This is a genomic window from Muriicola soli, assembly GCF_004139715.1.
Taxonomy (GTDB): domain Bacteria; phylum Bacteroidota; class Bacteroidia; order Flavobacteriales; family Flavobacteriaceae; genus Muriicola; species Muriicola soli.
Genome location: NZ_CP035544.1, coordinates 1,365,549 through 1,388,614 on the forward strand (window position 1 = coordinate 1,365,549; position 23,066 = coordinate 1,388,614).

The window sequence follows — 23,066 nt, forward strand, 5'->3', positions numbered from 1 at the left end:
AATAATTTCAATATGCCGGTAGAACCAAGACCCATTAAACGAAATGTATCTCAGCGAGGTCCAGAGGAGTTCTCAGATCTCAGGATAAAGGAACCTATGCGGATCGCAGCAGGTACGGAAGGCGTTTATCAAGCTTTAAAGCACAGCTTCAAGGAAATGGGGATAAGCCGTTCTATTCCAGCGTTATTTAAATTAAATCAAAAGGACGGGTTTGACTGCCCCAGCTGTGCCTGGCCCGACCCTGAACATCCTTCTCCTATCGCTGAATATTGTGAGAACGGGGCCAAAGCTTTGGCTGATGAAGCCACTACATCACACATAGGAAAAGATTTCTTTGCCAAATATTCGGTTGAGGAATTGTCGCGTTTATCGGATTATCAGATTAACGCCTTTGGCCGGCTAACAGAACCTCTGCTACTCAAGGCAGACAGCCTTTATTACGAGCCTATAAGCTGGGAAGCCTCCTATGAACTGATCGCTGAGCATTTACGCGGACTACAAAACCCTGATGAAGCCATATTTTACACTTCAGGACGGTCGAGTAATGAAGCCGCCTTTCTATACGGGATCTTCGCCCGGGCATTAGGCACTAACAACCTGCCCGATTGCTCCAATATGTGCCATGAATCCAGTGGAGTGGCCCTCTCTGAAACACTGGGGATAGGTAAGGGGTCTGTGAAACTGGAAGATCTATATGAAGCTGAAGTTATTTTGATAGCAGGACAAAATCCAGGAACAAATCATCCCAGAATGCTCAGTGCATTAGAGAAATGTAAGAAAAATGGCGGCAAGATTGTCAGTATCAATCCGTTGCTGGAAACGGGACTGGTCAATTTTAAAAATCCTCAATCGGTAACCGGGATGTTAAGCGGCGGCACACAACTCGCCGATGTCCACCTCCCTGTAAAGATCAACCAGGATATCGCCCTGGTGAAGGCCATCCTGATAAAACTAAAGGCACTGGACCAGGATAGTGGTAATGTTTTTGACCATGAATTTATCCTTGAGTATACCCAGGGCTACGATGCACTAATGGCAGATCTCGAGAACTATGATCTAAACAGACTCATTGAGATGACCGGAGTAGGGGAGGCGGAAATTGATAAAGTAGTGGAATACCTCGCACAAGCCGAAAAAATAGTGGTTTGCTGGGCCATGGGCCTAACGCAGCACAAAAATTCGGTGGTCACCATCAAAGAATACGTCAACCTTTTGCTGCTTAAAGGTGCCATCGGTAAACCTAACAGCGGTACCTGCCCGGTAAGGGGTCATAGTAATGTTCAGGGCGACCGGTCTGTCGGGATCATGCATTACGTTAACAAGACCTTTAATAAACGGGTTGAAGAACACCTGGGATTTAAAGCACCTGATCACGAGGGAGTTGACGTTGTGGGTGCCATGAAGGCAATGCATGAGGGAAAAGCAAAGGTGTTTATGTGTTTGGGTGGGAACTTTGTCATGGCAGCTTCTGATACAGACTATACCGCAAAAGCCATACAGAATTGTGATTTGACCGTACAGGTGAGTACCAAATTAAATCGTTCCCACTTAGTGACGGGTAAGACTGCCCTGATTCTCCCCACACTTGGCCGCTCCGAAAAAGACATACAGGATGGCAGAGAACGCGAAATAACGACTGAGAATAGCATGGGCAGAGTAAGGGCTTCAAGGGGAATTTTAAAACCGGCTTCTGAAGAGCTCAAGAGTGAAATAGAGATTGTCACAGGTATTGCCGATGCCTATTTTAAAGGAGACCACGCGGTTGATTGGAAGGCCATGGGGAAGGATTACGACCTGATCCGCGAGAAAATTGACCTGGTGGCCAAGGGCTTTGATAAAACCGCGGAACGTGCCAGGGGTGTGGGATATTACCTCCCCAATAATGTAAGGGAACGTGATTTCAGTAAATTACCCGGTGGTAAAGCCAAAATAAGCGTAAATCCTCTCCCGGATCACCAACTGGAACCGGACGAATTTATGTTGATGACAATAAGATCTCACGACCAGTTCAACACCACCATCTATGGCATGGACGATAGATACAGGGGAATTTACAACGAACGCAGGGTGCTTTTTATGAATAAGGAGGATATGGAATTTCTGGATTTAAAGAATGAGGACATTGTTCATCTCAACAGTACCTATGATGGGATCAAAAGAGAAGCTTTCAGATTTAAAGTAGTTTCATATGACATCCCCCGCCGTAATTTGGCTGCATATTTTCCGGAGACCAATCCTTTGGTGCCTTTTAACCATTTTGCAGATCAAAGTCGAACGCCCATCAGCAAATCTGTAAAAGTAAGGATTACAAAAGCATAGGCCGGCTACAAAAGTGTAACACTTAGGCTAAACGGCTGTCTTATGTTTATACATCTCAACAAAACACTATGGTCATGGTTCGCGCTAACTCATTTCTCAGAAACATACTTGTATTAATCCTTTTCATCTTTATTTCCGGAATTTCTTATGCACAGAGCACTTTCAGTGCTGAGCAATACCGAGAAGATTTGCGATTTTTACAGGAACAGGTCCACACTAATTTCCCCTTTCTCTTTAAAAAGACCACGGTAGCGGAATTTGACGAAGAAGTAGAAAGTTTTTATAAGGCAATACCGGAAATGGAGCCTCATGAGGTTCTTGTTGGTTTTACAAAACTGATAGCCGGTTTTGAATACGGACACACCATTTTTGCTTATTGGGATGGGATCATCCCCTTTCATCAGCTTCCTGTACTCTTGTATCAGTTTGATGATGGTATTTACCTGCATGGGGTCCATAAAGACTATCCTGACGTTCTGGGGACTAAACTCCTGGCTATTGAAGATATGCCCATAGAAGATGCCATGAAAAAGATAAGGCCGGTGATCTCCGCTGAAAATGACCAATTTGTCAAGGCATACGGCCTTCATTTCCTCACCTTTCCTGAATTCCTGCACGCACAGGGGGTGATAAATAATTTGAACGGTGGAGTAGAGCTTACCCTAGAAAAGGATGGAAAGACTTTTAAAAAGCGGATTGAGGCCATCCCCGGCCAGAGACTTCCCACACAATACGGAATGGTTAAGCCCGGAACCGACTGGCTGGATGCACGCGATACTTCAGAAACACCCTTATACTTAAAGCATCTCGATAAAATCTATTTCTATGAATACCTGCCTGAGCAAAAAACACTTTATGTGCGGCATAGCCAGATCCAGGACGATTCCATCCAACCCATCCCGGAATTCTACAAAGAGGTTTTTAGTTTTATCGAGCAGCATGAAGTAGACAAATTTATCCTCGATGTTCGACTTAATGGAGGAGGCAATAATTACAAAAACAAGCCTATAGTAACCGGAGTCATTGCCAACAAAAAAATAAACCTGTCGGGTAAATTCTTTGTCATAATAGGAAGGCGAACATTCTCTGCATGTCAAAACCTGGTGAATGAACTACACACCTATACCAATGCGGTTTTTGTAGGTGAGCCCACCTCAGAAAACATCAATTTTTATGGGGACAATCATCCTGTTGTATTACCCAACACTAAGATGAAGGCGCTCATATCATTTGCCTGGTGGCAGGATAAGCCACAATGGGAAAATAAACCCGCGCTGTATCCACAAGTAGCCACAGGACTGACCTTTGAACAATACATAAGCAATCAGGACCCAGCATTGGAAGCGGCCTTAAACTATTCAGATTCAGGTTTTATCGCGGATCCTATGAGGTATTTTACAGAATTGTTTACCAGTGGCAAAATGAACCAAATCCTGCCGGAGGCTAAGCGGATGCTTAAAGAACCTCAATACGCTTTCTTTCAGTTTGAAGAGGAATTCAACAAGGCGGGCTACAATCTGATGCAAGGGCAGTCCTATGAAGAAGCGATCTATGTTTTTAAGTTGAATACTACTCTTTTTCCCGAATCGGCAAATGCCTGGGACAGTCTGGCAGAAGCCTATTGGAAGGCAGGGGATATAGCCAAAGCAAAAGAGCTGTACAACAAGGCGATTACACTGGATCCAAAAGGAGATATCGGGGATCATGCCAGGGCAAAGCTTCTGGAAATGGATAAAGACTAATTGTATTTAGAAATATCATAGGTGTAGTTCGTCCGATCGGGTTTAATATAGTGGGTTACCTAAAAGCTAGGATAAATTTAGATATCAAATACAAAACCGATTTGCGGGCGGTCGATCTAAATTGTGATCCCTGAGGAATTGTTGTAATTTCACAAAGAAAGTGAGAAACAATTGAGATGAAAACGATTAAAATAGTACTTCAATTACTCTTAGTCCTGACGGTGGGCTGCCAAACAGGCAAGAAAGAAAAAAATGAGGAAAAAACACTCGCCATGGAGGTGCCCAAAGTGGTCACTGCCGACATTGAAGCAGGCATTAAGGCAAATATAGATAAAAGAGTAGAAGAGGGGGAGGCTACTTTAATATGTCTACGGATGAAGGTGACCTCAGACTGCAATTAGTGCGGGTCCATACCGAATATCTTTCCAATCTGGGTCCACGCCGGCATTTTGCCTGTGTAGACCTGGCCGATGTTAGCGGAGATGTGTACGATGTGGATTTTTTCCTCGAAGGTGATCCCGGCAGTATGACGGTTACCGAAACAACGTTGCACAAGCTCAACGGTAAACCTTTTTATACCTGGAAACAGCGTGAGGATAAAACCTGGTACCGAAAACCCATAGAGAATGCCTCCAACGATTTATTGGGGATTATAGAAGGGGAGGACCGCTTTGAATTCAGATATGAAGTTACGCTCCCAGAATTTCAGCAGCAGGCCAGGATCTGGATTCCGGTGCCGCAGACGGATCGTTTTCAACAGATTGAGGTAAAAGAAATAAAGACCCCGGGGACTCATCAAATCCTGGAGGAAAGTAAATACGGCAATTCTATTCTTTATATGGATCTCAGGCCTCAACAAAGCGGGGAAAAGATTGAATTGGTATACGATGTCATCAGGCAGGAAAAGAACCCCTATGAGGATGATTCCTTTGTGGCTGATTATCTCAATCCCAGTCTGTTGATGCCGGTAGGGGACCGATTTAAGGTTTTGGCCGACTCGATTATCGGGTTAAAAGGAGGGGATGGGGATATTATGAGGGCAAGGGCTTTATACGACTACATCATCGACAATATGAAATACATCAAAGCAGGGACCTATGGCACCGGAGATGCCGTGTATGCCTGCGATGCCTTAACGGGAAATTGTACCGAATTTCATTCCTTATTTATTTCCCTGGCCAGATCGGCTGATATTCCCGCTCGTTTTGCCGTAGGGGCCGGGATTCCTTCAGATCGGGATGATGGAGGGATAGACGGCTATCATTGCTGGGCCGAATTTTACGCGGAAGGGAAGTGGTGGCCTGTAGATATTAGTGAGGCTAATAAATACACGGCGCTAGCTACCTATTATTTTGGGCGTCACCCGGCAAACCGAATTGAATTCACCAGGGGCAGGGATCTGGTTCCCGAACCCGGACCGCAGGGGGGACCGATCAATTTTTTGGCCTATCCGGTAATGGAAATAGGAAATACCCCTGCCTATCCGAAAACTTTCTTTTCATTTCAAAGAAAATCGGAGCAAGGGAGTTAATGGACGCGAATATTACTCTCCGCTAACCGAATCCTTTTTTGTGGGGTGTTCTTCCCCTGATGGATGCTCATCACCCTCTTTGGAAGGATGTTCTTCGCCTTCAGGATGTTCTTCACCCTCTTTGGAAGGATGTTCTTCTCCTTCAGGGTGTTCGCTTGCCTCAGCAGCTGCCTCCGTTTGTTCTGCTTCTTCTTTTTTCTTGGTATCGCGGCAGGAGGTCAATGCACCGGCGGTAAGGAAGGCAAACAGCAGTGCCACCAGACTCAGGGATTTAAATAGCTTTACTCGTTTCATAGTACTAAGGGTTTAAGAGGTTATAGATCAGTAATTATTAATCAGTTTTTAATCCCTTTAAAGATACCAAATTTAAAGGGAAACTTTATTTCGGTATTTTTAGCTATGCTAAGTTTCCAAAATTGACAAAATGAATCGCAGAGTACTCTTGAGTTTGATGGGCGTTGCGCCCCTCGCACTAATATCTTCAAAAATACCTGATGCTGACAACCCTTTAATCGCTGATTTGATAAAGCGATGGAAGCGGTCTAAGGAATACACCTTAGCAGTGCTGGACGCCATGCCTGCAGAATTGCTGGAATTTTCACCCACTGCCGAACAGATGAGTTTTGCCCAGCATTTTTTACATCTGGGCTTTACCAATAATATGTTTCTGGGTATTCTCCTGGATACCGAAACCTATGCGGATTATGAGGCGCTGTTGAAAGCCGGGTTTTGGCTGGAACGTCCTGATCCCATCAACCTGATGCAACCCGATAAGCTGCAACAAAGAGCTGCTGCTACCAATAAGGCCCTGGTAGCGACATATGTCTCGGAAACATTTGACTACGCCATTGCGGGCATAAGCACCTTAACGGATGGGATGCTGGCCAAAGGGGAGCAGCGGGTAAAACCCTGGTATCTGAAAGGCCATAGTAATCTCGACCTTATCCTGCGGGGGGAAGGGCATACCACACATCACAGGGCTCAGGCTATTGTATACCTGAGGATAAAGGGGATTCAGCCCCGGGCTATTCTAAATTTAATACGCTTTAGAACGCTAAAGCGTTAATTAAGTGGCCATTACATTCCGGTTTGAATATTGTAGGAGGTTTCTGTTTTGTTACCCTCGCTATCCCAGTATTCCCAGGTGATTTTGGAAAAACCAAAGGCTACTTCATCTACCAAAGTTCCTTGCGCATCCCCGGCAGAAGACGTGCGTACACTTTTTACCCGCACATTGTTCAGTGTTAATTTATAATACAATCGGCCATTGGCGGTCACCATATCCAGTTCCAGCTCCGGAATCACCTGTCCTTTGGCGCATAATTCCATGAGTTGGGGAGTGGCCTTGTCCACTTTTTTACTGATCATCACATCCTCAAAGTCTGCAGCCCTTCGTTGCCTCCCGGATGCCATATCTATTGCTGCCTTGGCAATGCCCTGACTAAAACTCTCAATATTAATCCAGTCCTTATGAGCTCTTTCTGTGGATTCTCCTTTGATATCCCCGATTTTTAAATACGCGCTTTGTGCAAAAGAGAGGCTAACACAAAACAAGAGCGCTAATGTGGTCAATACAATAGAATTTGTTTTCATGGTATCGATGTTTAAAATTAGTTGGTGAGAATAAGATACAAAAAATGAAAAAAGCAGGAAGCAACTCTAAGTAAGTAGGGTGTGGCTATCTAAAACTTTTAAACAGCTCAACGATATTAGAGGGCAGGTACTGAAATATTCTATTTGACATAATATAAATTATAGAACAAATATCACTAATGTGTAAAACGGCGTATGCTTGCATTTTACATAATTGCAGCTATCGGCCGCAGGACTATATTGGCAGATATGATGTCAAAGCCGTTTTGCGAAAGCAATTAAGTTTACAGAAAAGAATTTTAAGTCTGAGAGATTCTCCGTCAATGAATCCCCCTGCAATTCCTCGCCAGGTGTACCTGTTTCCTGTCGATCTCCTTAATACCTGCCGGGAGTTCCTGCTGCTGTAAACCTTCATAATCATCGGCTTCCTTCCATTGTGCAATGGTCTCGCTAAAAAATTGCGACGCCGCTTTGTCTGCCTCATAGACATACAAATCATAAGCCTCGCCCTGGTCGCCGCCAAAGCGGGTCACTACCTGCCATTTGCCATTTTCCTTATAGGAAGTATTGGTATAATCAGATTGTGGGTAAAACTTGTTGTCTGAGGGTTTTAAGAGCACCCAGATATCCTTTTCGTGATTTTCCGGATAGACCCCCATGGTGAGAATTCGGCAGCTTACAGAATCGCCTTCAACCGGGGAGATCACCTGCACTTTGGTAATCGGGTATTCTACCGCTACCGTGTTCCCTGTATCATAGGTCTCAATAACCGGCAAAAGATTCAAAGAACCATAGCCATAGCCCCCGTAAAACAGCAGTACAATCCCAATGATCCCCATGGTAATCCTGAGGCTGGCATTCTTTTGATTAAAAATGGCCAGCAACAGGCAAATCGTACCGGCAATGACAGATATAATTACACTTGTAAGCATCTTTGCGCAAATTAGAAGTTGTAGATAACCCCTCTAAAATACAAAATTTTCAGATTTTTTACTATTAGGAAAAAATACAACAATACCGGAAGCAGGACTTAAATACCGTAGTTGCTTTGTTCTAAAATAAGCTTTCCTACTCTATCAAAGTGCCCATGCCATCGTAAGTAACCCTGTAGATGGCATCTCCGTAATCATCAGAGATCAGCAGGGAGCCATCCTTTAAAAACAAAAGGTCTACGGGTCGGCCAAATTGCTCCTGACTCTCCTCATCGAGCCAGCCTTCAATAAAGGTGGTGTAGCTCACGGCTTTATTATCCTGCAGCTCCACCATGGAGATCCTGTATCCCGATTTCTTTGAGCGGTTCCAGGAACCGTGTTCCGCGATCAGGGCGACATTGTTGAAATTCTCTGGGAACATGGAGCCCGACTTAAACTTTACGGCCAGGGGTGCCACATGGGCATTAAGCGGCTGAACTGGAGGAACAAAATCAGAACAAGGCCTCAGATCGCCAAATTCAGGGTCTTTGACAGTACCCCCATGGCAGAAGGGATAACCAAAATGCTGTCCTGCCTCGGCTACGCGGTTGAGTTCACATGGCGGGATGTCATCCCCCATCATATCACGGCCGTTATCGGTAAACCAAAGTTCTTCAGTCTCCGGGTGCCAGGTAAAGCCTACCGTATTACGTACTCCGTGTGCATAGATTTCCCTATTGCTTCCATCGGGATCCATTCTGGTAATACTGGCAAATCGTTTATCCGAACTGGTAGAATCACAAATATTACAGGGTGCACCTACCGGTACGTATAATTTGTCATCCGGACCAAAGGCAATATATTTCCAGCCGTGATGAAACTCGTTGGGATAGTCGTCATAGACCACAACAGGTTCCGGCGGATTGCCCAACCTGGATTCGATACTGTCATAACGCAACAGTCGGCCTACCTCCGCCACATAAAGCGACCCCTTCCTGAAAGCGATCCCATTAGGAACTGAAAGCGTGGAATCCAGAATGGTAACGTGATCTGCCTTGTAGTCTTTATCCAGATCCTGAATGGCATAGACCGTCTCGTCGTTTCGTGTCCCTACAAAGAGGGTCCCCTCCTCTCCCATCGCCATGGAACGGGCACCGTCAATACTGTCTGCGTATACTTCTATCTTAAATCCGGCTGGTAATTTCAATCGTTCTATAGGCAGGGTACTGGGAACTTCGTCGTATTCCACCAAAGGTTCCTCTGTAGTGGTGGGCTTTTCCTCATTTTTACAGGAAGAATAGACCAAAAGCGATAGCATAGCCATTAAGACCAAGCCAAAAGATGGATTTTTCATCATCAGAGTGTTTACGATTCACAAATTACCATCAAACTTAACAAACAATCCCTGAGTTGCCATCACTCTTTTTACTTTTTTCAGGGAAAACAAGGGCATAAAAAATGGGATCCTGCCCTATTACGGCAAAATCCCATTTGTATGTATATTGTTTTTTAGTTTACCTCGAATCTGAAGCAGAATTGCTTGCAGCCTCTTCGTTGTAATCGTTGATCATGGCCAGAAAGGCGGCTTCGTATTCCTTATTTACATACTTCCCCATTTTCTGCCGTTCTGTGAATTGATTGCGCAGCCCGTAATGGTTATTCGTATAATTGTCTTTTACTCTTTCATTGTCTCCGATATAATTCAGCAGGTTGATGTGCATGACGTTAGTCGGGTTCTTTTTATCTTTTAAAATAAGTAACTGGAAATTGTCCTGGATATAACTCACCAGATTTTCCCGGTTGTCAAAGATCTGGTTGGCCAATTCACTGTTGATCTTACCCGTGGTTCGGCTGTAAAGCTTGTACATTTTTATGCTGCCATCTGCCACTTGTTCCAGCGTCATTCGCTTTGGGATCATCTTGATGGCTTTGCCGGTAAGGTCTGAATACCACACGGTTCTGAACTCACGTCCATCTTCCAGGGAAAAGCCTTGAAAGTGTTTCGGCTCCATCTTTTGCTTCATCTTCCCTTTCATTTTCCCTGTGCTCTTGTACTTTTCAAAGTCCTTTGGTTCCATATAGGTAATCCCCTGCTGGAATCGCTGTGGGTATTCAAAGTCTATTTCGATATAGACCTCCTGGGTTTTTCCTTTTTTAAAGTGTAGTGTGCCCTTGTGGTAATTGTTCTGGGCGTGGGCGCTTAGAATAAATAAAAAGGCCATTGTGCCTATTAAAAAGCGGAATTTTTTCATGGTGGGGTTTTTTGATACTTGTTACAATAAGACAAGAACGAGTGCCGCTCTTAATTATTGCTTTTCAGGCGCTTAACCCCAATTAAGCCGAAGATGAGTTTACGACTTCCCCAGTTTGCGAAGAGCCACCCATTGTTTCAGCATATCCCGGGAATCACAGGCCGGATAACCCACCACTGTTTTACCGGGGCCCACATCGTTCATGACCCCGGATCCTGCCCCTACCGTGGCTCCGGAATGGATGGTGGTATGGTCCTTAATGGAAGCACTGCCTCCTATCACCACCCCATCGCCCAGCGTCACAGAGCCTGCCAGGCCACTGTTCCCGGCCATAATACAAAACCTGCCCAGCACAGAATTATGGCCGATTTGCACCAGATTGTCAATCTTACAGCCATCTCCCAATACCGTAGCACTAAATTTACCGCGGTCTACACAGGAATTCGCCCCGATCTCCACATGGTTTCCGATTACAACATGACCTATATGCGGAATTTTTGTCAGCCCTTGCTCACTGGGTCGGTACCCAAAACCATCGGCACCTATGCTCACATTGGCATGGAAAATACAATGCTTCCCTATTTCACTTCTCTCCCGGATCACCGTTCCGGACCATACAGTGGTGTGGTCTCCGATGCTGGTATGGTCAAATACCGATACATTGGGATAGAGCGTTACCCCTTCTCCGAGGATCACTCCTTTACCTACGTAAGTATTGGCGCCTATGCGGCAGCCTTTACCAACTCGGGCCGACTCATCAATCACTGCGGTTGGATGGATGTCAGTTTCAAAATGGGGTGAGTCCGGCAAATAGACCTCCAAAACCTGGGCCATCGCCAGATCGGGATTTTTTACTTTTATAAAGGCTTTCCCTGCTCCGGGATCAATTTTTATGCCTTCATAAACGATGGCCACACTGGCCTCGGAGGTATCCCATTTTTTACTAAACTTAAGGTTTCCGATAAAGGTCAGCTCCCCTACTCCGGCTTTATCTATCCGTTCAAGTCCGGTGATGGTGCCTGTGTACTCGCCTACTACTTCTCCGTTGACAAGCGTATTGATCTCTTTAACCGTAAGTTGTTGCATGGGTTTCTTTTTTTTAAATGTACTACTATTTTGGTTAGTCGGCATTCGTGCAAAGACAGCACCGATGGCAGCCGCAGTCCTTATTTTCGGAACCTGCCGAGTAAAACTAATTTTTTCTTGGTGTTGATAAAATAGACCCCTGTCAGTAAAATAAAGGCCGCTATGATCGACTGGGTCGTAATGGGTTCCGCGAGAAAATAAGCCCCGAGAATCATGGCCACTATAGGGTTCACATAGGTGTTAGTTGCTACTTTCTCGGGAGATACTTTTTTGAGCAAAAAATTAAAAGAGGTGAAGGCAACAATGCTCCCAAAAATAATCAGAAGCAGCATGGCCCAATGGGTTGAAGGCTGCCAGTTTAGAGGATTGCTCCACCCTTCCCCAAAAGCAAGGCTCATCAGGCCAAGCATAATTCCCCCAGTAAACATCTGGTATCCGGTATTTACAAAATAATTCCTGGGAAAATCAGCGCCTTGTACAAAAAGACTTCCGTAAGCCCAGGCGAGCATGGCAAGAAAAATAAGGCCTATGCCAAGCCAGGCATTTTCCTGTTCAATGACGATATCCTGGTTGATTAACAAGTAGATCCCAATAATGCCTAATCCCACCCCCACCAGTGACATGGGTTGTATTTTTTTGCCCTGCAGTATCCACATCATCAAAAGGACGATTAGCGGCTGGGCTGATATTTCAAGGGCTGCGAAATTACTATCGACGTATTTCAGGGCCCAGACCACTACCCCATTCCCAAAGCTTAAAAAAAGGAATCCGGCAAGTGCGGTATTCTTCAATTGATTTAATGAGATCCTCAGCGACTTTCCCATCAGGGCCGCAATGATAAAAACGAGAATACTGGCCGTAAAAAAACGAATGCCTGCGAGTAAAAAAGGAGGTAATTCGGAGACTGCTATTTTGTTCAGCAGGTAGGTAGAGCCCCAAATCACATAGATGGCAAAGAAGGCTGCAATGATTAAAGGAAATTGCTTTTTTGTTTCCATACTCCGCGCTTTTTAGCGCTTACAATAGTACTATTTTTTTGTCTCCGGACTGCAGTTACAACCGACTATTGTTTGTTCCAGGTATAGCGGCGGTCAGGAATCCACTTCCCATTTATTCCTTTGAGTGAGCATAGTAAAAATAAAATCAATGTGATACTAATGACATCCCGGCTTAATCATCAAGGAGAGGAACAGCATCTCCATCATAGCGGATGGAGGACCGATGGGTGCTATTTACATTTATACTCGCCTTCCCGCTTGGAAACAGGGTCACATAAAATTGGAGGGTTTCTATTTCATCCTTCAATGAAAATTTTATGCGATAGGCATTCTTTTTCTCCTCTTTTTCTACTTGATATTCCATGGCTTCCCCTTTAACTTTTATGCCCACATCACTATTGGCATACCTCCCACCGATCTGTCGTTCTCCAAAATAAGGCAATGATACGTCAATACTATCTCCCTTTATCCTCAGGTAATTCGAATTTCCCATCAGGTCGATCCTGTTGGCATTGCTGCCGGGCAACAGCAATCCGGAATTAGCGACGCTGGTAATGCCCTGTGTCATCAAGGGAAAGGCCCAATCAGCTTCGATCTCGACAGACCTGCTTGTCACCAGATTATTAAGAGCCTTTAAAGACGATTCTGAAGCACTTTTATCGGCTACAGAACCACAACTAAAAACTAAAGTAATAATAAATATAAAACAGCATATATTTCTATAAATCAACATATTATATTTTATTTATAGATATTTTCTTTTTAATAGTAGCAAGAATCCCCACCAGGACTCCAATACCAAAACTGCCGAGGATAACAAGTACCTTAGACATCGCTATTTTCCAAATTAAAAAATTTACTTCCGTCACTTCGGCGTTCTGAACGGAAAAAATAACGATCAGGATAACAAAAACAATAAGGATGAAGGACTTAAACTTCATGAACTTTTAATTTTTACGGCGGCTACCTTTTAATAATTTTAGATTTGTCGGTAAACCCTTTGATTTCCACATTGGGGTTGCCGTACACATATACATTACTGCTCCCCTGTGCATATACTTCCAGATTCTTTGAGGCATTTACGTAAACATCCGCACTGTTGGAAGTATAAAGGTCTGCTGAACTCACTTGCATTTTGCGAGCATCAAGCGTGGAAGATTTCTTAAGGTTAAAAGCGGCGTAGTCAGCTTCTCCATCCAACTTCAGATCTGCAGAATTATTTACGGTTACCCTTACATTTTTAGTTTCCAGATTTGCTTTTAAATCGGTGCGGTCGTTCATAATGATAGTGGTATTCTCAGAAATGATATCGAGCTTACCCCCTGCGTTTCTGTGTAAGGTCACAGTAACATCATCTGCCTCAATGCCAAGTTCAAACTGGCTCGAGTTGTAGCCCACCAGGTAAAACCGACTCGCTCTTATGGGGTCCTTTGAGATCACCCTGGCGTCATTCTTAAGCATTAGGTGCTCCAGATAAGTTACGTTCAGATAAATATCTAATTTCTTTTTGCTGGTGATATTGTGCGTGGTATACACCCTTAGTACGCTATCGACAACGAAAAACTGGACGATATCGGCCAGATTGGAGTCGAGGTCCATAATAAAGCCATTCTTTGTTCCCGCATTGAGATTTACCTCAAGTCCGTCATCAATCTCCACCGCATTAAAAGTCCCTAGTATCTCCCTGCTCACCTGAATGACTTCTTTGTTCCCCTGAATCTTGGGTTTCTTTTGGGCTACCAGAACGACCTGAGCTGAGAAAAACAACAAAATTATGGCTACTGTATTTATCTTCATTTTATTTTTCATCTACTATAATATACACATTTATTTACACATTTAAATTTGAGGTAACCTCCGGAACTTCTATGCATCAGGATAAGCGGAAGACTCAAATTTCTGAACCCCCTTCAGGTCTTCCACCCAGTTCCAGGAAGTATACAGAGTTACTGTAACTGTCCCAGATTCGGGGTCGTACCCTGAAGCTTCCATTTGCCAGATGATATGCTCAGCTTCCGGAAAGGCATTCCCTTCCAGACTTTCGTCAAAGAGTCGGTTCATGATGGTATTCTCATCCATCCCGTCGTTTAGTATTCTGCAGAGTAAGGCGGCTGTTGGCCGACTAAGATCGGATTTGGATTCCGGATTGGCAGGAGTGATTTTAAGGACCACTTTTGCGATGTCCGGCGCAGGGAAATTTCTGGGAAAAGACCAGAATAATATACATCCTACATGAAAGAGCTCTTCGTGCAGGGCGATATCCGAATACTCCACCCACAACGGATCTTCCTGCATCTCATTTCCCAGGTTTTTGCGTTGTCCACTTTTGAGTTTATCTCCCAACCGGAATTCCAATACTTTTTCCACGGCTTCTTCCTTCTCAAAATCAGAAAGCGCCATACAGGCCATCTCTTTTAATTCATTCTCAGCGATCTCTTCCACGCCTTCGTATTCCAGATGCTTTAAAAGCTCCCTGAAATGATGGGTTGTCCAGGCGCCGGGTATTTCCTGAACAGCCTTTAACTGGAGTATTTCAACACTATAATTGGTCTTTGGCATAGGCGTGTGATTCTAAATAGTTCAGCTGTCTTAATATAGGAGTTGAACCTGTGTAATAACACCTCAAATGTAATTTGTTTTTTTAATAGTCAGACCTAAAATAACTCATGCCTGATGGCATTTTTTGTTATAAAAATTATCCCGCTACTCTCTATGATCGCGAATAATACCTATATTTCTACTGAGAAGTTGATCGAGAAAAACCAAGAATGGATACCAACCCTTCACAACTAAAGAAATTCGGCACTTTCGGAGGTGTATTTACCCCTACCCTTCTTACGATCCTCGGGGTAATCATGTATTTAAGGCTTGGGTGGGTAATTGGCAACGCCGGCCTGCTGGGCGCCTGGCTTATCATCCTGATATCTTTTGCCATTACCCTCTGTACTGCCCTTTCCATGTCGGCCATTACCACCAACATCCGAATCGGGGCGGGAGGAGCATATGCCATAGTATCTCAGGCTCTCGGACTTGAAGTTGGTGGAAGTCTGGGGATTCCTCGTTACGTCTCCCAGGGTCTTGCCGTAACCATGTACATCTTCGGTTTTCGAGAAGGTTGGCTGGGTATATTTCCAGACCACAATCCCTTCCTTGTAGACGTCCTGGTTTTTGCTATCCTTTTTGGGATCGCCTATGTAAGTGCCAACCTGGCCATCAAAACACAATACATCATTATGGGAATCATAGTGCTTTCCTTTATTTCAATTATTTGGGCGGCCTATGAGGGATCCATGTTCCAAACCAATGAAGAGGTCCTCCGTTTTGGTTCTTTTCAGGGATCAGCAGAGAATGATTTTAGCGGAAGTGATTTTTGGATTGTTTTTGCCGTTTTTTTTCCGGCTGCCACTGGTATAATGGCCGGTGCTAACATGTCCGGGGAACTAAAAAACCCTAAAAAAAGTATTCCGGTGGGTACTTTGTGGGCCATTGGGGTAAGCTTTGTGATTTACATGGCTTTGGCCTATTGGCTGGCAAGAAGCGCCAGTGAAGCCGAACTGGTTTCAGATTATTACGTAATAGTTGAAAAAGCAGCCTTCGGCCCATTGATCCTCGCGGGAATCCTCGGTGCCACATTTTCTTCTGCCCTGGCATCCATTGTGGGTTCTTCAAGGATCTTATTTGCCATGGGCGAACACAAGGTCCTGCCCTACTCCAAGTTTATCGCGGGACAAAGTGCCAATGGCCAGCCCAGGAATGCCATGATCATTACCGGCATCCTCATCTTTGCCACCATGTTACTGCGCAATTTAAACGCTGTGGCCCCTTTGGTTACCCTTTTCTTTTTAATCACCTATGCCATGATCAATATTGTGGTCATTATTGAACAAAATCTTGGGCTTATCAGTTACCGGCCTGTTTTCAAGATCCATCGATGGGTTCCATGGATAGGTTTGATTACTTCTGTTTTTGCCATGTTTATCATCAATCCCTCAGTGAGCCTTCTCTCGGTATTGATCGTATTTATAGTCTACTGGTATCTGTCTCGTCAAAACCTGGAAACGCCTTTTGAAGATGTGAGATCAGGCCTTTTCGTCTCCTTTGCAGAGTGGGCCGCGAAACATACCTGGGGGATGAAAAAAATGCAGCAGCGGGCATGGAAACCCAACCTAATGGTCCCGGTACGAGATATCAATGGAGTTAAAGGTATTTTTGAATTTCTCAGGAATATTGCCAAACCCACGGGCTCCATAAAATTATTGGGAATTGAACCCTATTCTGAAAAAAGTACCCTGGCCAGGCAGCTGGCACACCTTTCCGAATCATTTATAGGTAAAGGAGTGTTCTCATCCTGGACGGTCATCCACACGGCAGAATTTACAAAAGGGATCAACTACGCGAGTCAGGCATTGCAAGGAGCCTTTTTTAGGCCCAATGTTATTTTTCTCAACTTACAGGAACACGACGATTATGAAAAAGAAGTAAGGCCCATCATCAAAGAATCTATTCGACTTGAAACGGGGGTATTGCTTTACGTAGCCCACCCAACAGCTCTGTTGGGCGAACGAAATATGATCAATGTCTGGCTCAGTGACCGCCAAAACAACTGGAGTTTAGGCTGGGATATTGGCAACCTCGATCTTTCGCTGCTGATTGCCTACAAACTCAAAACCAACTGGAATGCGCGGATACGATTGATCACGGTGATCAGCGATCCCAAGGAGGAAGAGAATGCGAGAAACTTTCTGAATTCCCTGATCAATCTGGCCCGACTACCGCTGACCATAACAGAGGTTTTTGTCGGCGACTTTAAAAATATCGCAGAGAACGCCCCATCCGCTGATTTGAATATTTTTGGTATGGAGGAAAACCTGAGTTTCCACTTCGTAAAAGAAATGGTGTATAAGACCAATAGCTCCTGCCTCTTTGTAAAAGACTCAGGACATGAAAGTATTTTGGCCTAGATCCGGGTAGAGTATTCTTATAAGATTTTATTTAACTATTTTCCTCAGACCATCGCCTTTGCAGGCACTATATTTTGGTTTACCCTAAAAAGGTTTCCGCTGTCGTATTTTGCCTTGATTTTTTGTAAGCGATCGTAGTTATGTTTATAACTGGCTTTTACCCTGGCCTGCCCTTCGTCATTCATCATAAAATTTGAATACGCCCCTCCTGAGGAATGGGGATGCAATCCTTCCCAATAATCCTTGCACCATTTAGTGATCTTTTCTGCATTCCTGGGGTCGGGATCCACTCCAACTATAACCCCTGAATATTTAGCGTCCCTGTATGCCCAGGGCGTATCTTCTGCCCCTACTCTTGCAGCGGCTCCTGTGATTGGGTAAAGGTGCATTTGTGAAAGGGGTGTCGGTATTTGCGAGCTAAATTTTAAATGCTGGGCGCCCATATCTCCATTAAGGTCATGGAAAAAATCCCCCTCCAATACCACTGATGCCCGGGAGGCAATAAGCCATCAAACATGGTTTGTATTGCCGGATATGGCATTTCTCCCACATGCTGAAATATTGGGTTCATTTCTGTAATGGGTTTAAAAATTTCTTCCGCTTTTGAGGCATCCCCAGTATAGCACCAAACTACCCCGCAGAATTTTTTTAGGTGCAAGGATTCCGGAAACGGAGGTCCGGGAATAACCATTGTAGCAAAAAATCCATTCAGGTCTTCAGGTGCCGATTCAATAAACGATTGGTACCAGGCCATAATTTCCGGGGTTTTTTCAACAGGCCAGAGTGTTGGTCCACCATATACGGTTTTAAGCGGATGTGCCTGAAACTTGAACGAGGTAACTACTCCGAAGTTTCCCCCTCCGCCACGGATAGCCCAATATAAATCCTGATACTGATCTTTATTTACTGTGACAAAAGATCCATCGGCCAAAACCATATCTGCTTCCAAAAGATTATCGATGGTAAGTCCGAATTTACGGGATAAATGACCTACGCCACCCCCGAGGGTTAATCCGCCTACTCCCGTTGTGGAAATAATCCCGGCAGGTACAGCCAGGCCAAATGGATGGGTAGCGTGATCTACTTCTCCCCATAGGTTTCCACCCCCACACGAACCGTGTTATCAGAAGTATCCACTCGGACAAATTTGATCCCGGAAAGGTCAATGACCAGGCCATCGTTACACAAACCCAATCCACCCCCGTTATGGCCTCCTCCCCGGACGGCGAGTAAAATGTCATTTTCCCTGGCAAAATTGACGGAGGCAATTACATCCGCTACATCAACACACATCACGAACATACCCGGGGACTTCTTAATCATCCCATTGTAAATTTTACAGGTTTCTTCGTACTCTTTATCTGAGGGGAATATAGTCCTGCCCCTTAGTTTTGCAGAAAATTCTGAAATTCTGTCTTCTTTGAGGTTTTTAATCGTATTGCTCATTGCTATTTGGTTTGGTTATAATCAAAACTACGTTAATACCGTTCCCGGGGCCTCCATTATTCAATCAAAAACTTGCATTTTTCATGCAAATTGAAAAAATATCAGGGCAGGTTTATACTAATTGGGCGTATTTAGAAGGTAAGATCCCGTATTTGTCACGGAAGCATTTCGCAAAATATCCGGCACTGTTAAAGCCCGTTTCAAAGGCAATTTCAGAGATGTTGCCCTGTTGCTTGTGTATCAGTTCCAGAGCTTTGTGTAGTCGGTACTCCCTCATAAAGACACTTGGAGCTTTACCACTTAATTTCTTAAGCTTTCGATAAATCTGGGAGACGCTGTTTCCCAAGGCTCTGCTCATCTCTGTGAGGTTAAACCTGGAAGAGTTCCAGTGTAATTCACAAAATTCGACTAATCGAAGTAAAAATTGCTCTTCCCTTGGTTTGAGAACTCTTATGGAATTAGTGTCAATTACAGCGTTCCTATTCTCATTTTCGTATATGGCTTTGACGGAAGAGGTAATGATGATTTCATCCTTCATCAGTTCACACATTTGTGTGGCCAGGAACACGGCTTCAGAAAAAATCCCTTCCTTATCAGTTACGGGCATACCGGGGCAAATTCCGATCTTTAACCTTTTGTGTTCTGAATCAATTTTAGGATAGCTGTATTTGAATTTTGTCTGGATCTTTAACGCGCATAGTACAGCGTTGGATACAGATCTGAAGGACACGAGATAGGATTTATCATTTTCCCTAACGATACTTCCTTCGTGTTTTTCGAACGCTTTTGTCGCGCTTTGATGGAATTTTTGGGTAAAAATTGAAAGCTGTTTGCCTTCGAGTCTGTTGATAAAATTGGATGCCTCCAAAACCATGATCACCCGAAAAGCAGGGTCGTCAATGATCAGAAGGTCATCATTTTCCCCTTTTTTAGGATCTTCGATTCGCCCCAGAAAAGACTCAACAAGATGTTCATCCACCTCAATAATCTGGTGGGGAAATTCACCATGGGCGTGGTTGTGCATTTCCTGAATGGCTTCTTTGTTTGGTGCTTCAATTAAGCAGAAGGCAGTATGCCTCTCACTATCACACCAATAGGTCATCCCTTTACATCCATACAAATGCTGAACCTTGAGGTCTTCCTGATGCATTTTAGCTACATGCTCCGGCTTGATCTCATCGGGAATATCATGACGATCCATATAAATGGGCATACGCAACTAATTTTCTTTAAGATAGCGAATTCTGTTGATCTTGTCTTATCAAAACTCCTTTAACCTTTATATTCATCCCTCTCCATTCCACTTAAAACAGCAGGCCTGTTTTCCTTCCGTTTACCACTTACGTAATACAGTTTCATTGTACCCTTGTTTCTCACCTCAAACTCTCCCCGGTACTCACAGTCAAATTCGCCCCTGATCAGTTGGTAGGTAGAATCGCTGATCGTGATTTTACCCCCCTCAGACATTCGTTCCATTCTGGCAGCCACATTTACAGTGTCCCCCATATGTCATAGGAGAACTTATCGTGGCCTACTACCCCGGCAACTACAGGACCTGTATTTATCCCAACCCTCATATCAAAAACAGGTGTTCCCTTCTTTTGTTTTGTTTTCATTTCCTCAACAAAGGCAATACATTCAAATGCCGCATTCACCATTCTGTTAGCGTGATCTTCCAGCGGTTCAGGCAAACCACCGGCACACATGTACGAATCCCCTATGGTCTTAATTTTTTCAAGTCCGTATTTTTCTATGATGTCATCAAAGGCATTAAAATAGAGCCCAATAGTGTTCACCAGCAATTCAGGATCAGTTTGTTCTGAATGTTGAGTGAATGAAATGAAATCGGTAAACAGCACGGTAACCGATTCGAATTTTTTCGCCTTAACCATTCCGAATTCCTTGAGTTCATTTGCCGTTTTCTCAGGAAGGATATTCAGAAGCAACTTATCGGAGCGGTCTTTCTCCTCTGCAATGACTGCATTGGTCTTTTTGATGTAGATATTTCGTCGGTACAGGCCAAAAGCCAGCAAAACTATAAGAAATAAAGCAACAGCGGTGGCGATAACAATTAACCTTTGTGTTTTCAGTCTTTGGTTAAGGAGGTCTTCTTCTATCTTATTTCTGGCCATTGCATTATTATTCATTTCCTGCACTTCACTGATATTTTGTACACTATCCCTATAAATGATATGATTTCTATAGTATTTGAGAGCAGCTGAGGAATATCCGGTTTTCTCAAACAGCTCAGAAAGCTTTAAATAGGCCGAACTTATTTCTGCTTTGAGGCCGTAATTCTGAGCCATTTTCAGTGCCCTAAGCGAAGAGTTGAAAGCAGAATCCCAATCATTATTTGCGGCATAGATCTCAGACATACCTGTGAGGTATGTAGATACAGCACGATAATTGCCAATCTCTTCTAATTTGGATATAGCCTTTCCAATATATGATTCTGCCTTTTCATATTGCCCTTTTTGAGCGTATGCTAGCCCTTTATTTCCTGTATTGTAGGCTAGGTAAGTCTGATTTCCTAATTTCTCAAATATGAGGCCCGAACGAGCGAAAAGCAGGAGTGCAGAATCCGGTTGTTGCCATGTGAGATATACATCACCCAGGTTTTCCATGGAGATGGCGTAATAAGTCTCATCTACATTTTTCAGGATATCCAGAGCATTGGAATAGTACTCTATGAGGTTCTGTCTGTTATCCATACCCGCATAGACTCCTGCAATTGCAATGTATACTTTAGCAAGTTCCTTCTTGTTTCCTATAGTAGTAATCTTGTCTACAGCCTTAAAATAGCTGTTGAGTGATTCACTTAGTTCGCCCTTGGTTTCATAGGCATTACCCTGTTGAAGATATGCCCTGTAGATCCCCATGGCAGAGTCTAATTCCACCGCTTTTTTGAGCAGAATTTCACAGTATTCTAGGGATTGATCAGGATCCGGACTTTTAGCGGCTATATCACTTAATATTTTTATAAGGTCCTCATCTTCGTAATAACCAGATTCGTAAAGCAGAACCAAACTATCGGAAATGATCTGATTTTGTGAAAAACCTATCTGACAGAGAAAAAAGACCAGCCAAAAAGAAAAGCATATCCTGGCCCTGGAGCAAAAGGAAAATATTTGTTCTTGCCTCATGACTGATTTCTTTTGAGTTTTAGTCTCCTACCCTAATTCTGGAAGTGATCTGGTGTACCCTACCGGCTTTACCTATTCGGAATTTGAGTTCATAGATATAATATTCCTTACCTCCCCTAATGACTGTCGCTTCCGTATCCGCAGTTCCGCTAAGCAGATTTTTGCTAAATATTCTCGGTCCCCTGATGTATTGCAAACTTGTTATAAGTATAGGAACATCAGGTTCTGTAAGCGACATTGCGTCCCAGCGTATGTGATCTCCAACCTGGGCAAAAAAGGTAAAGGGATCCTCCTCTCCTGAGTCTAGTACTTTAGTGTTCTCGCCTGTCGACCATTGAATTGTATTTTCAGGAGAAGCATTTTTAGTATCAATAAGAATACTGATCTTATGTTCTTCCTGGGCTGTGACTAAACCGAAATAGAAAAATATAAGAAATCCAAAATAGACTTTGAAAGATCTCATAAGGAATTAACCGGTTAAAATTCATTTACTATAAACTGACTTAATAGTTTCTCGGAAAATTGTAAAATTCGCAGCGCCTATTCTACTCTGATCTTCGGGTCGAGAAAAAATCGCTTTTTCCCTTTCGGCCTGAATTTGATCTGATACACGTAATAGCCTTCACCGGTGCTGCGCTTTGTCGTTTTTCTCACCCTTTTACCAAACAAACACCGGCGTATATTTTTATCGTTGAAAGTATCTACCCCACTTTTATATTGAATTTTCAATATCCTGACGTTCTCACCAGTAGTGGTTATCCCCTGCCATTTGATCTTGGTTCCTTTGTCAACCGTCACGGTAAAATCCTTAGGGTCCATTTTGTATATCACCTCGGTGGCACCGGGATCAATCTCAAAAAAGGACAACCCCTTGGGATCATTTGGTTCGTCGCCTAATTCAGAAGGGTCTACAATCAGGGTTATCACGACGGTTTTAGCTTTGGACTGCCCAAAGGACAGAACAGAAAACAAAAGCATTAAGACAAAACACAATACGGATTTAAAGTGGTGCGTTTTCATGAGTTAGGTTTTTAGGTTGGTGGTTACACGGCGCAAAAAATTATGCCGAGCTATACAAGATAAT

General features: G+C 43.8%; 22 protein-coding genes and 2 pseudogenes. 6 read left to right on the plus strand and 18 right to left on the minus strand.

Annotated features, from left to right (window positions below):
- The first annotated feature begins 12 nt into the window (after window positions 1-12).
- The 4 genes from EQY75_RS06090 (at window position 13) to EQY75_RS06100 (ending at window position 5,592) form a co-directional block, all read left to right on the plus strand.
- Entirely contained in the window at window positions 13-2,319 is a 2,307-nt protein-coding gene (locus EQY75_RS06090; protein WP_129603802.1) for an FdhF/YdeP family oxidoreductase, read from the plus strand.
- Between the two features lie 74 nt (window positions 2,320-2,393).
- Window positions 2,394-4,061, plus strand: a complete 1,668-nt coding sequence (locus EQY75_RS06095) for a tetratricopeptide repeat protein (RefSeq protein WP_129603805.1) — start codon at window positions 2,394-2,396, stop codon at window positions 4,059-4,061.
- 176 nt (window positions 4,062-4,237) lie between these two features.
- Complete coding sequence (locus EQY75_RS14180) at window positions 4,238-4,462, plus strand: hypothetical protein (protein ID WP_246020035.1); 225 nt, start codon at window positions 4,238-4,240, stop codon at window positions 4,460-4,462.
- On the plus strand, window positions 4,426-5,592 hold the full coding sequence (locus tag EQY75_RS06100) for a transglutaminase-like domain-containing protein (protein ID WP_246020037.1): 1,167 nt from the start codon (window positions 4,426-4,428) through the stop codon (window positions 5,590-5,592). Before EQY75_RS14180 ends, EQY75_RS06100 begins: the two co-directional genes overlap by 37 nt.
- A gap of 12 nt (window positions 5,593-5,604) precedes the next feature.
- On the opposite strand, the gene EQY75_RS06105 is transcribed toward EQY75_RS06100, so the two are convergent.
- Window positions 5,605-5,886, minus strand: coding sequence for a hypothetical protein (locus EQY75_RS06105; protein ID WP_129603808.1), 282 nt, complete (start codon window positions 5,884-5,886; stop codon window positions 5,605-5,607).
- A gap of 130 nt (window positions 5,887-6,016) precedes the next feature.
- Between EQY75_RS06105 and EQY75_RS06110 the strand changes: the two genes are divergently transcribed.
- Window positions 6,017-6,658 carry a DinB family protein gene (locus tag EQY75_RS06110; RefSeq protein ID WP_129603811.1) on the plus strand — a complete coding sequence of 214 codons (642 nt, stop codon included), beginning with the start codon at window positions 6,017-6,019 and terminating at the stop codon, window positions 6,656-6,658.
- An 11-nt stretch (window positions 6,659-6,669) separates the two neighbouring features.
- Here the strand turns inward: EQY75_RS06110 and EQY75_RS06115 are convergent, their stop codons facing one another.
- The 10 genes from EQY75_RS06115 to EQY75_RS06160 form a co-directional block, all read right to left on the minus strand.
- Window positions 6,670-7,185 carry an Hcp family type VI secretion system effector gene (locus tag EQY75_RS06115; RefSeq protein WP_129603814.1) on the minus strand — a complete coding sequence of 172 codons (516 nt, stop codon included), beginning with the start codon at window positions 7,183-7,185 and terminating at the stop codon, window positions 6,670-6,672.
- A gap of 320 nt (window positions 7,186-7,505) precedes the next feature.
- Window positions 7,506-8,117, minus strand: coding sequence for a DUF2892 domain-containing protein (locus EQY75_RS06120; RefSeq protein WP_129603817.1), 612 nt, complete (start codon window positions 8,115-8,117; stop codon window positions 7,506-7,508).
- Window positions 8,118-8,253: 136 nt separating this feature from the next.
- The gene (locus tag EQY75_RS06125; protein ID WP_246020039.1) at window positions 8,254-9,453 is read right to left on the minus strand and encodes a PQQ-dependent sugar dehydrogenase; all 1,200 of its coding nucleotides are present in this window, start codon (window positions 9,451-9,453) and stop codon (window positions 8,254-8,256) included.
- 157 nt (window positions 9,454-9,610) lie between these two features.
- Window positions 9,611-10,348 (minus strand): hypothetical protein, encoded by a 738-nt coding sequence (locus EQY75_RS06130; protein ID WP_129603820.1) that lies wholly within the window; start codon window positions 10,346-10,348, stop codon window positions 9,611-9,613.
- Between the two features lie 99 nt (window positions 10,349-10,447).
- A complete protein-coding gene (gene lpxD / locus EQY75_RS06135) occupies window positions 10,448-11,434 on the minus strand; it encodes a UDP-3-O-(3-hydroxymyristoyl)glucosamine N-acyltransferase (RefSeq protein ID WP_129603823.1) in 987 nt (328 codons plus the stop codon).
- Between the two features lie 80 nt (window positions 11,435-11,514).
- Window positions 11,515-12,432: an EamA family transporter gene (locus tag EQY75_RS06140; protein WP_129603826.1), complete on the minus strand. Its 918-nt coding sequence runs from the start codon at window positions 12,430-12,432 to the stop codon at window positions 11,515-11,517.
- Between the two features lie 172 nt (window positions 12,433-12,604).
- On the minus strand, window positions 12,605-13,165 hold the full coding sequence (locus EQY75_RS06145) for a DUF4251 domain-containing protein (protein ID WP_129603829.1): 561 nt from the start codon (window positions 13,163-13,165) through the stop codon (window positions 12,605-12,607).
- A gap of 1 nt (window position 13,166) precedes the next feature.
- A complete protein-coding gene (locus EQY75_RS06150) occupies window positions 13,167-13,373 on the minus strand; it encodes a lipopolysaccharide assembly protein LapA domain-containing protein (RefSeq protein ID WP_129603832.1) in 207 nt (68 codons plus the stop codon).
- Window positions 13,374-13,395: 22 nt separating this feature from the next.
- The gene (locus EQY75_RS06155) at window positions 13,396-14,229 is read right to left on the minus strand and encodes a GIN domain-containing protein (RefSeq protein ID WP_165200542.1); all 834 of its coding nucleotides are present in this window, start codon (window positions 14,227-14,229) and stop codon (window positions 13,396-13,398) included.
- 69 nt (window positions 14,230-14,298) lie between these two features.
- Window positions 14,299-14,991 (minus strand): hypothetical protein, encoded by a 693-nt coding sequence (locus EQY75_RS06160; protein WP_129603838.1) that lies wholly within the window; start codon window positions 14,989-14,991, stop codon window positions 14,299-14,301.
- Window positions 14,992-15,200: 209 nt separating this feature from the next.
- Between EQY75_RS06160 and EQY75_RS06165 the strand changes: the two genes are divergently transcribed.
- Window positions 15,201-17,393 carry an amino acid permease gene (locus tag EQY75_RS06165; protein WP_129603841.1) on the plus strand — a complete coding sequence of 731 codons (2,193 nt, stop codon included), beginning with the start codon at window positions 15,201-15,203 and terminating at the stop codon, window positions 17,391-17,393.
- Between the two features lie 44 nt (window positions 17,394-17,437).
- Here EQY75_RS06165 and EQY75_RS14185 read toward each other — a convergent pair whose 3' ends face one another.
- The 7 genes and pseudogenes from EQY75_RS14185 to EQY75_RS06190 all read right to left on the minus strand — a co-directional run bounded on the left by EQY75_RS14185 (window position 17,438) and on the right by EQY75_RS06190 (window position 23,002).
- A complete protein-coding gene (locus tag EQY75_RS14185; protein WP_246020041.1) occupies window positions 17,438-17,782 on the minus strand; it encodes an FAD-binding oxidoreductase in 345 nt (114 codons plus the stop codon).
- Window positions 17,783-17,817: 35 nt separating this feature from the next.
- The gene (locus EQY75_RS14190; RefSeq protein WP_246020042.1) at window positions 17,818-18,342 is read right to left on the minus strand and encodes a hypothetical protein; all 525 of its coding nucleotides are present in this window, start codon (window positions 18,340-18,342) and stop codon (window positions 17,818-17,820) included.
- Between the two features lie 15 nt (window positions 18,343-18,357).
- Window positions 18,358-18,839, minus strand: a pseudogene (locus tag EQY75_RS14200) (FAD-binding protein); the annotation flags it as partial.
- Window positions 18,840-18,951: 112 nt separating this feature from the next.
- A complete protein-coding gene (locus EQY75_RS06175) occupies window positions 18,952-20,052 on the minus strand; it encodes a nickel-binding protein (protein ID WP_129603844.1) in 1,101 nt (366 codons plus the stop codon).
- Window positions 20,053-20,111: 59 nt separating this feature from the next.
- Window positions 20,112-21,982: pseudogene (locus tag EQY75_RS06180) on the minus strand (adenylate/guanylate cyclase domain-containing protein).
- Window positions 21,983-22,001: 19 nt separating this feature from the next.
- Complete coding sequence (locus EQY75_RS06185) at window positions 22,002-22,445, minus strand: hypothetical protein (RefSeq protein ID WP_129603847.1); 444 nt, start codon at window positions 22,443-22,445, stop codon at window positions 22,002-22,004.
- 77 nt (window positions 22,446-22,522) lie between these two features.
- On the minus strand, window positions 22,523-23,002 hold the full coding sequence (locus EQY75_RS06190) for a hypothetical protein (protein ID WP_129603850.1): 480 nt from the start codon (window positions 23,000-23,002) through the stop codon (window positions 22,523-22,525).
- Window positions 23,003-23,066: the final 64 nt, after the last annotated feature.

What these genes read in the sequence shown, in the direction of transcription:
- EQY75_RS06090 (WP_129603802.1), top strand. Translation starts at nt 13, where the DNA reads ATGCCGGTAGAACCAAGACCCATTAAACGAAATGTATCTCAGCGAGGT.
- EQY75_RS06095 (WP_129603805.1), top strand. Translation starts at nt 2,394, where the DNA reads ATGGTTCGCGCTAACTCATTTCTCAGAAACATACTTGTATTAATCCTT.
- EQY75_RS14180 (WP_246020035.1), top strand. Translation starts at nt 4,238, where the DNA reads ATGAAAACGATTAAAATAGTACTTCAATTACTCTTAGTCCTGACGGTG.
- EQY75_RS06100 (WP_246020037.1), top strand. Translation starts at nt 4,426, where the DNA reads ATGTCTACGGATGAAGGTGACCTCAGACTGCAATTAGTGCGGGTCCAT.
- EQY75_RS06105 (WP_129603808.1), bottom strand. Translation starts at nt 5,886, where the DNA reads ATGAAACGAGTAAAGCTATTTAAATCCCTGAGTCTGGTGGCACTGCTG.
- EQY75_RS06110 (WP_129603811.1), top strand. Translation starts at nt 6,017, where the DNA reads ATGAATCGCAGAGTACTCTTGAGTTTGATGGGCGTTGCGCCCCTCGCA.
- EQY75_RS06115 (WP_129603814.1), bottom strand. Translation starts at nt 7,185, where the DNA reads ATGAAAACAAATTCTATTGTATTGACCACATTAGCGCTCTTGTTTTGT.
- EQY75_RS06120 (WP_129603817.1), bottom strand. Translation starts at nt 8,117, where the DNA reads ATGCTTACAAGTGTAATTATATCTGTCATTGCCGGTACGATTTGCCTG.
- EQY75_RS06125 (WP_246020039.1), bottom strand. Translation starts at nt 9,453, where the DNA reads ATGATGAAAAATCCATCTTTTGGCTTGGTCTTAATGGCTATGCTATCG.
- EQY75_RS06130 (WP_129603820.1), bottom strand. Translation starts at nt 10,348, where the DNA reads ATGAAAAAATTCCGCTTTTTAATAGGCACAATGGCCTTTTTATTTATT.
- lpxD (WP_129603823.1), bottom strand. Translation starts at nt 11,434, where the DNA reads ATGCAACAACTTACGGTTAAAGAGATCAATACGCTTGTCAACGGAGAA.
- EQY75_RS06140 (WP_129603826.1), bottom strand. Translation starts at nt 12,432, where the DNA reads ATGGAAACAAAAAAGCAATTTCCTTTAATCATTGCAGCCTTCTTTGCC.
- EQY75_RS06145 (WP_129603829.1), bottom strand. Translation starts at nt 13,165, where the DNA reads ATGTTGATTTATAGAAATATATGCTGTTTTATATTTATTATTACTTTA.
- EQY75_RS06150 (WP_129603832.1), bottom strand. Translation starts at nt 13,373, where the DNA reads ATGAAGTTTAAGTCCTTCATCCTTATTGTTTTTGTTATCCTGATCGTT.
- EQY75_RS06155 (WP_165200542.1), bottom strand. Translation starts at nt 14,229, where the DNA reads ATGAAGATAAATACAGTAGCCATAATTTTGTTGTTTTTCTCAGCTCAG.
- EQY75_RS06160 (WP_129603838.1), bottom strand. Translation starts at nt 14,991, where the DNA reads ATGCCAAAGACCAATTATAGTGTTGAAATACTCCAGTTAAAGGCTGTT.
- EQY75_RS06165 (WP_129603841.1), top strand. Translation starts at nt 15,201, where the DNA reads ATGGATACCAACCCTTCACAACTAAAGAAATTCGGCACTTTCGGAGGT.
- EQY75_RS14185 (WP_246020041.1), bottom strand. Translation starts at nt 17,782, where the DNA reads ATGCACCTTTACCCAATCACAGGAGCCGCTGCAAGAGTAGGGGCAGAA.
- EQY75_RS06175 (WP_129603844.1), bottom strand. Translation starts at nt 20,052, where the DNA reads ATGCCCATTTATATGGATCGTCATGATATTCCCGATGAGATCAAGCCG.
- EQY75_RS06185 (WP_129603847.1), bottom strand. Translation starts at nt 22,445, where the DNA reads ATGAGATCTTTCAAAGTCTATTTTGGATTTCTTATATTTTTCTATTTC.
- EQY75_RS06190 (WP_129603850.1), bottom strand. Translation starts at nt 23,002, where the DNA reads ATGAAAACGCACCACTTTAAATCCGTATTGTGTTTTGTCTTAATGCTT.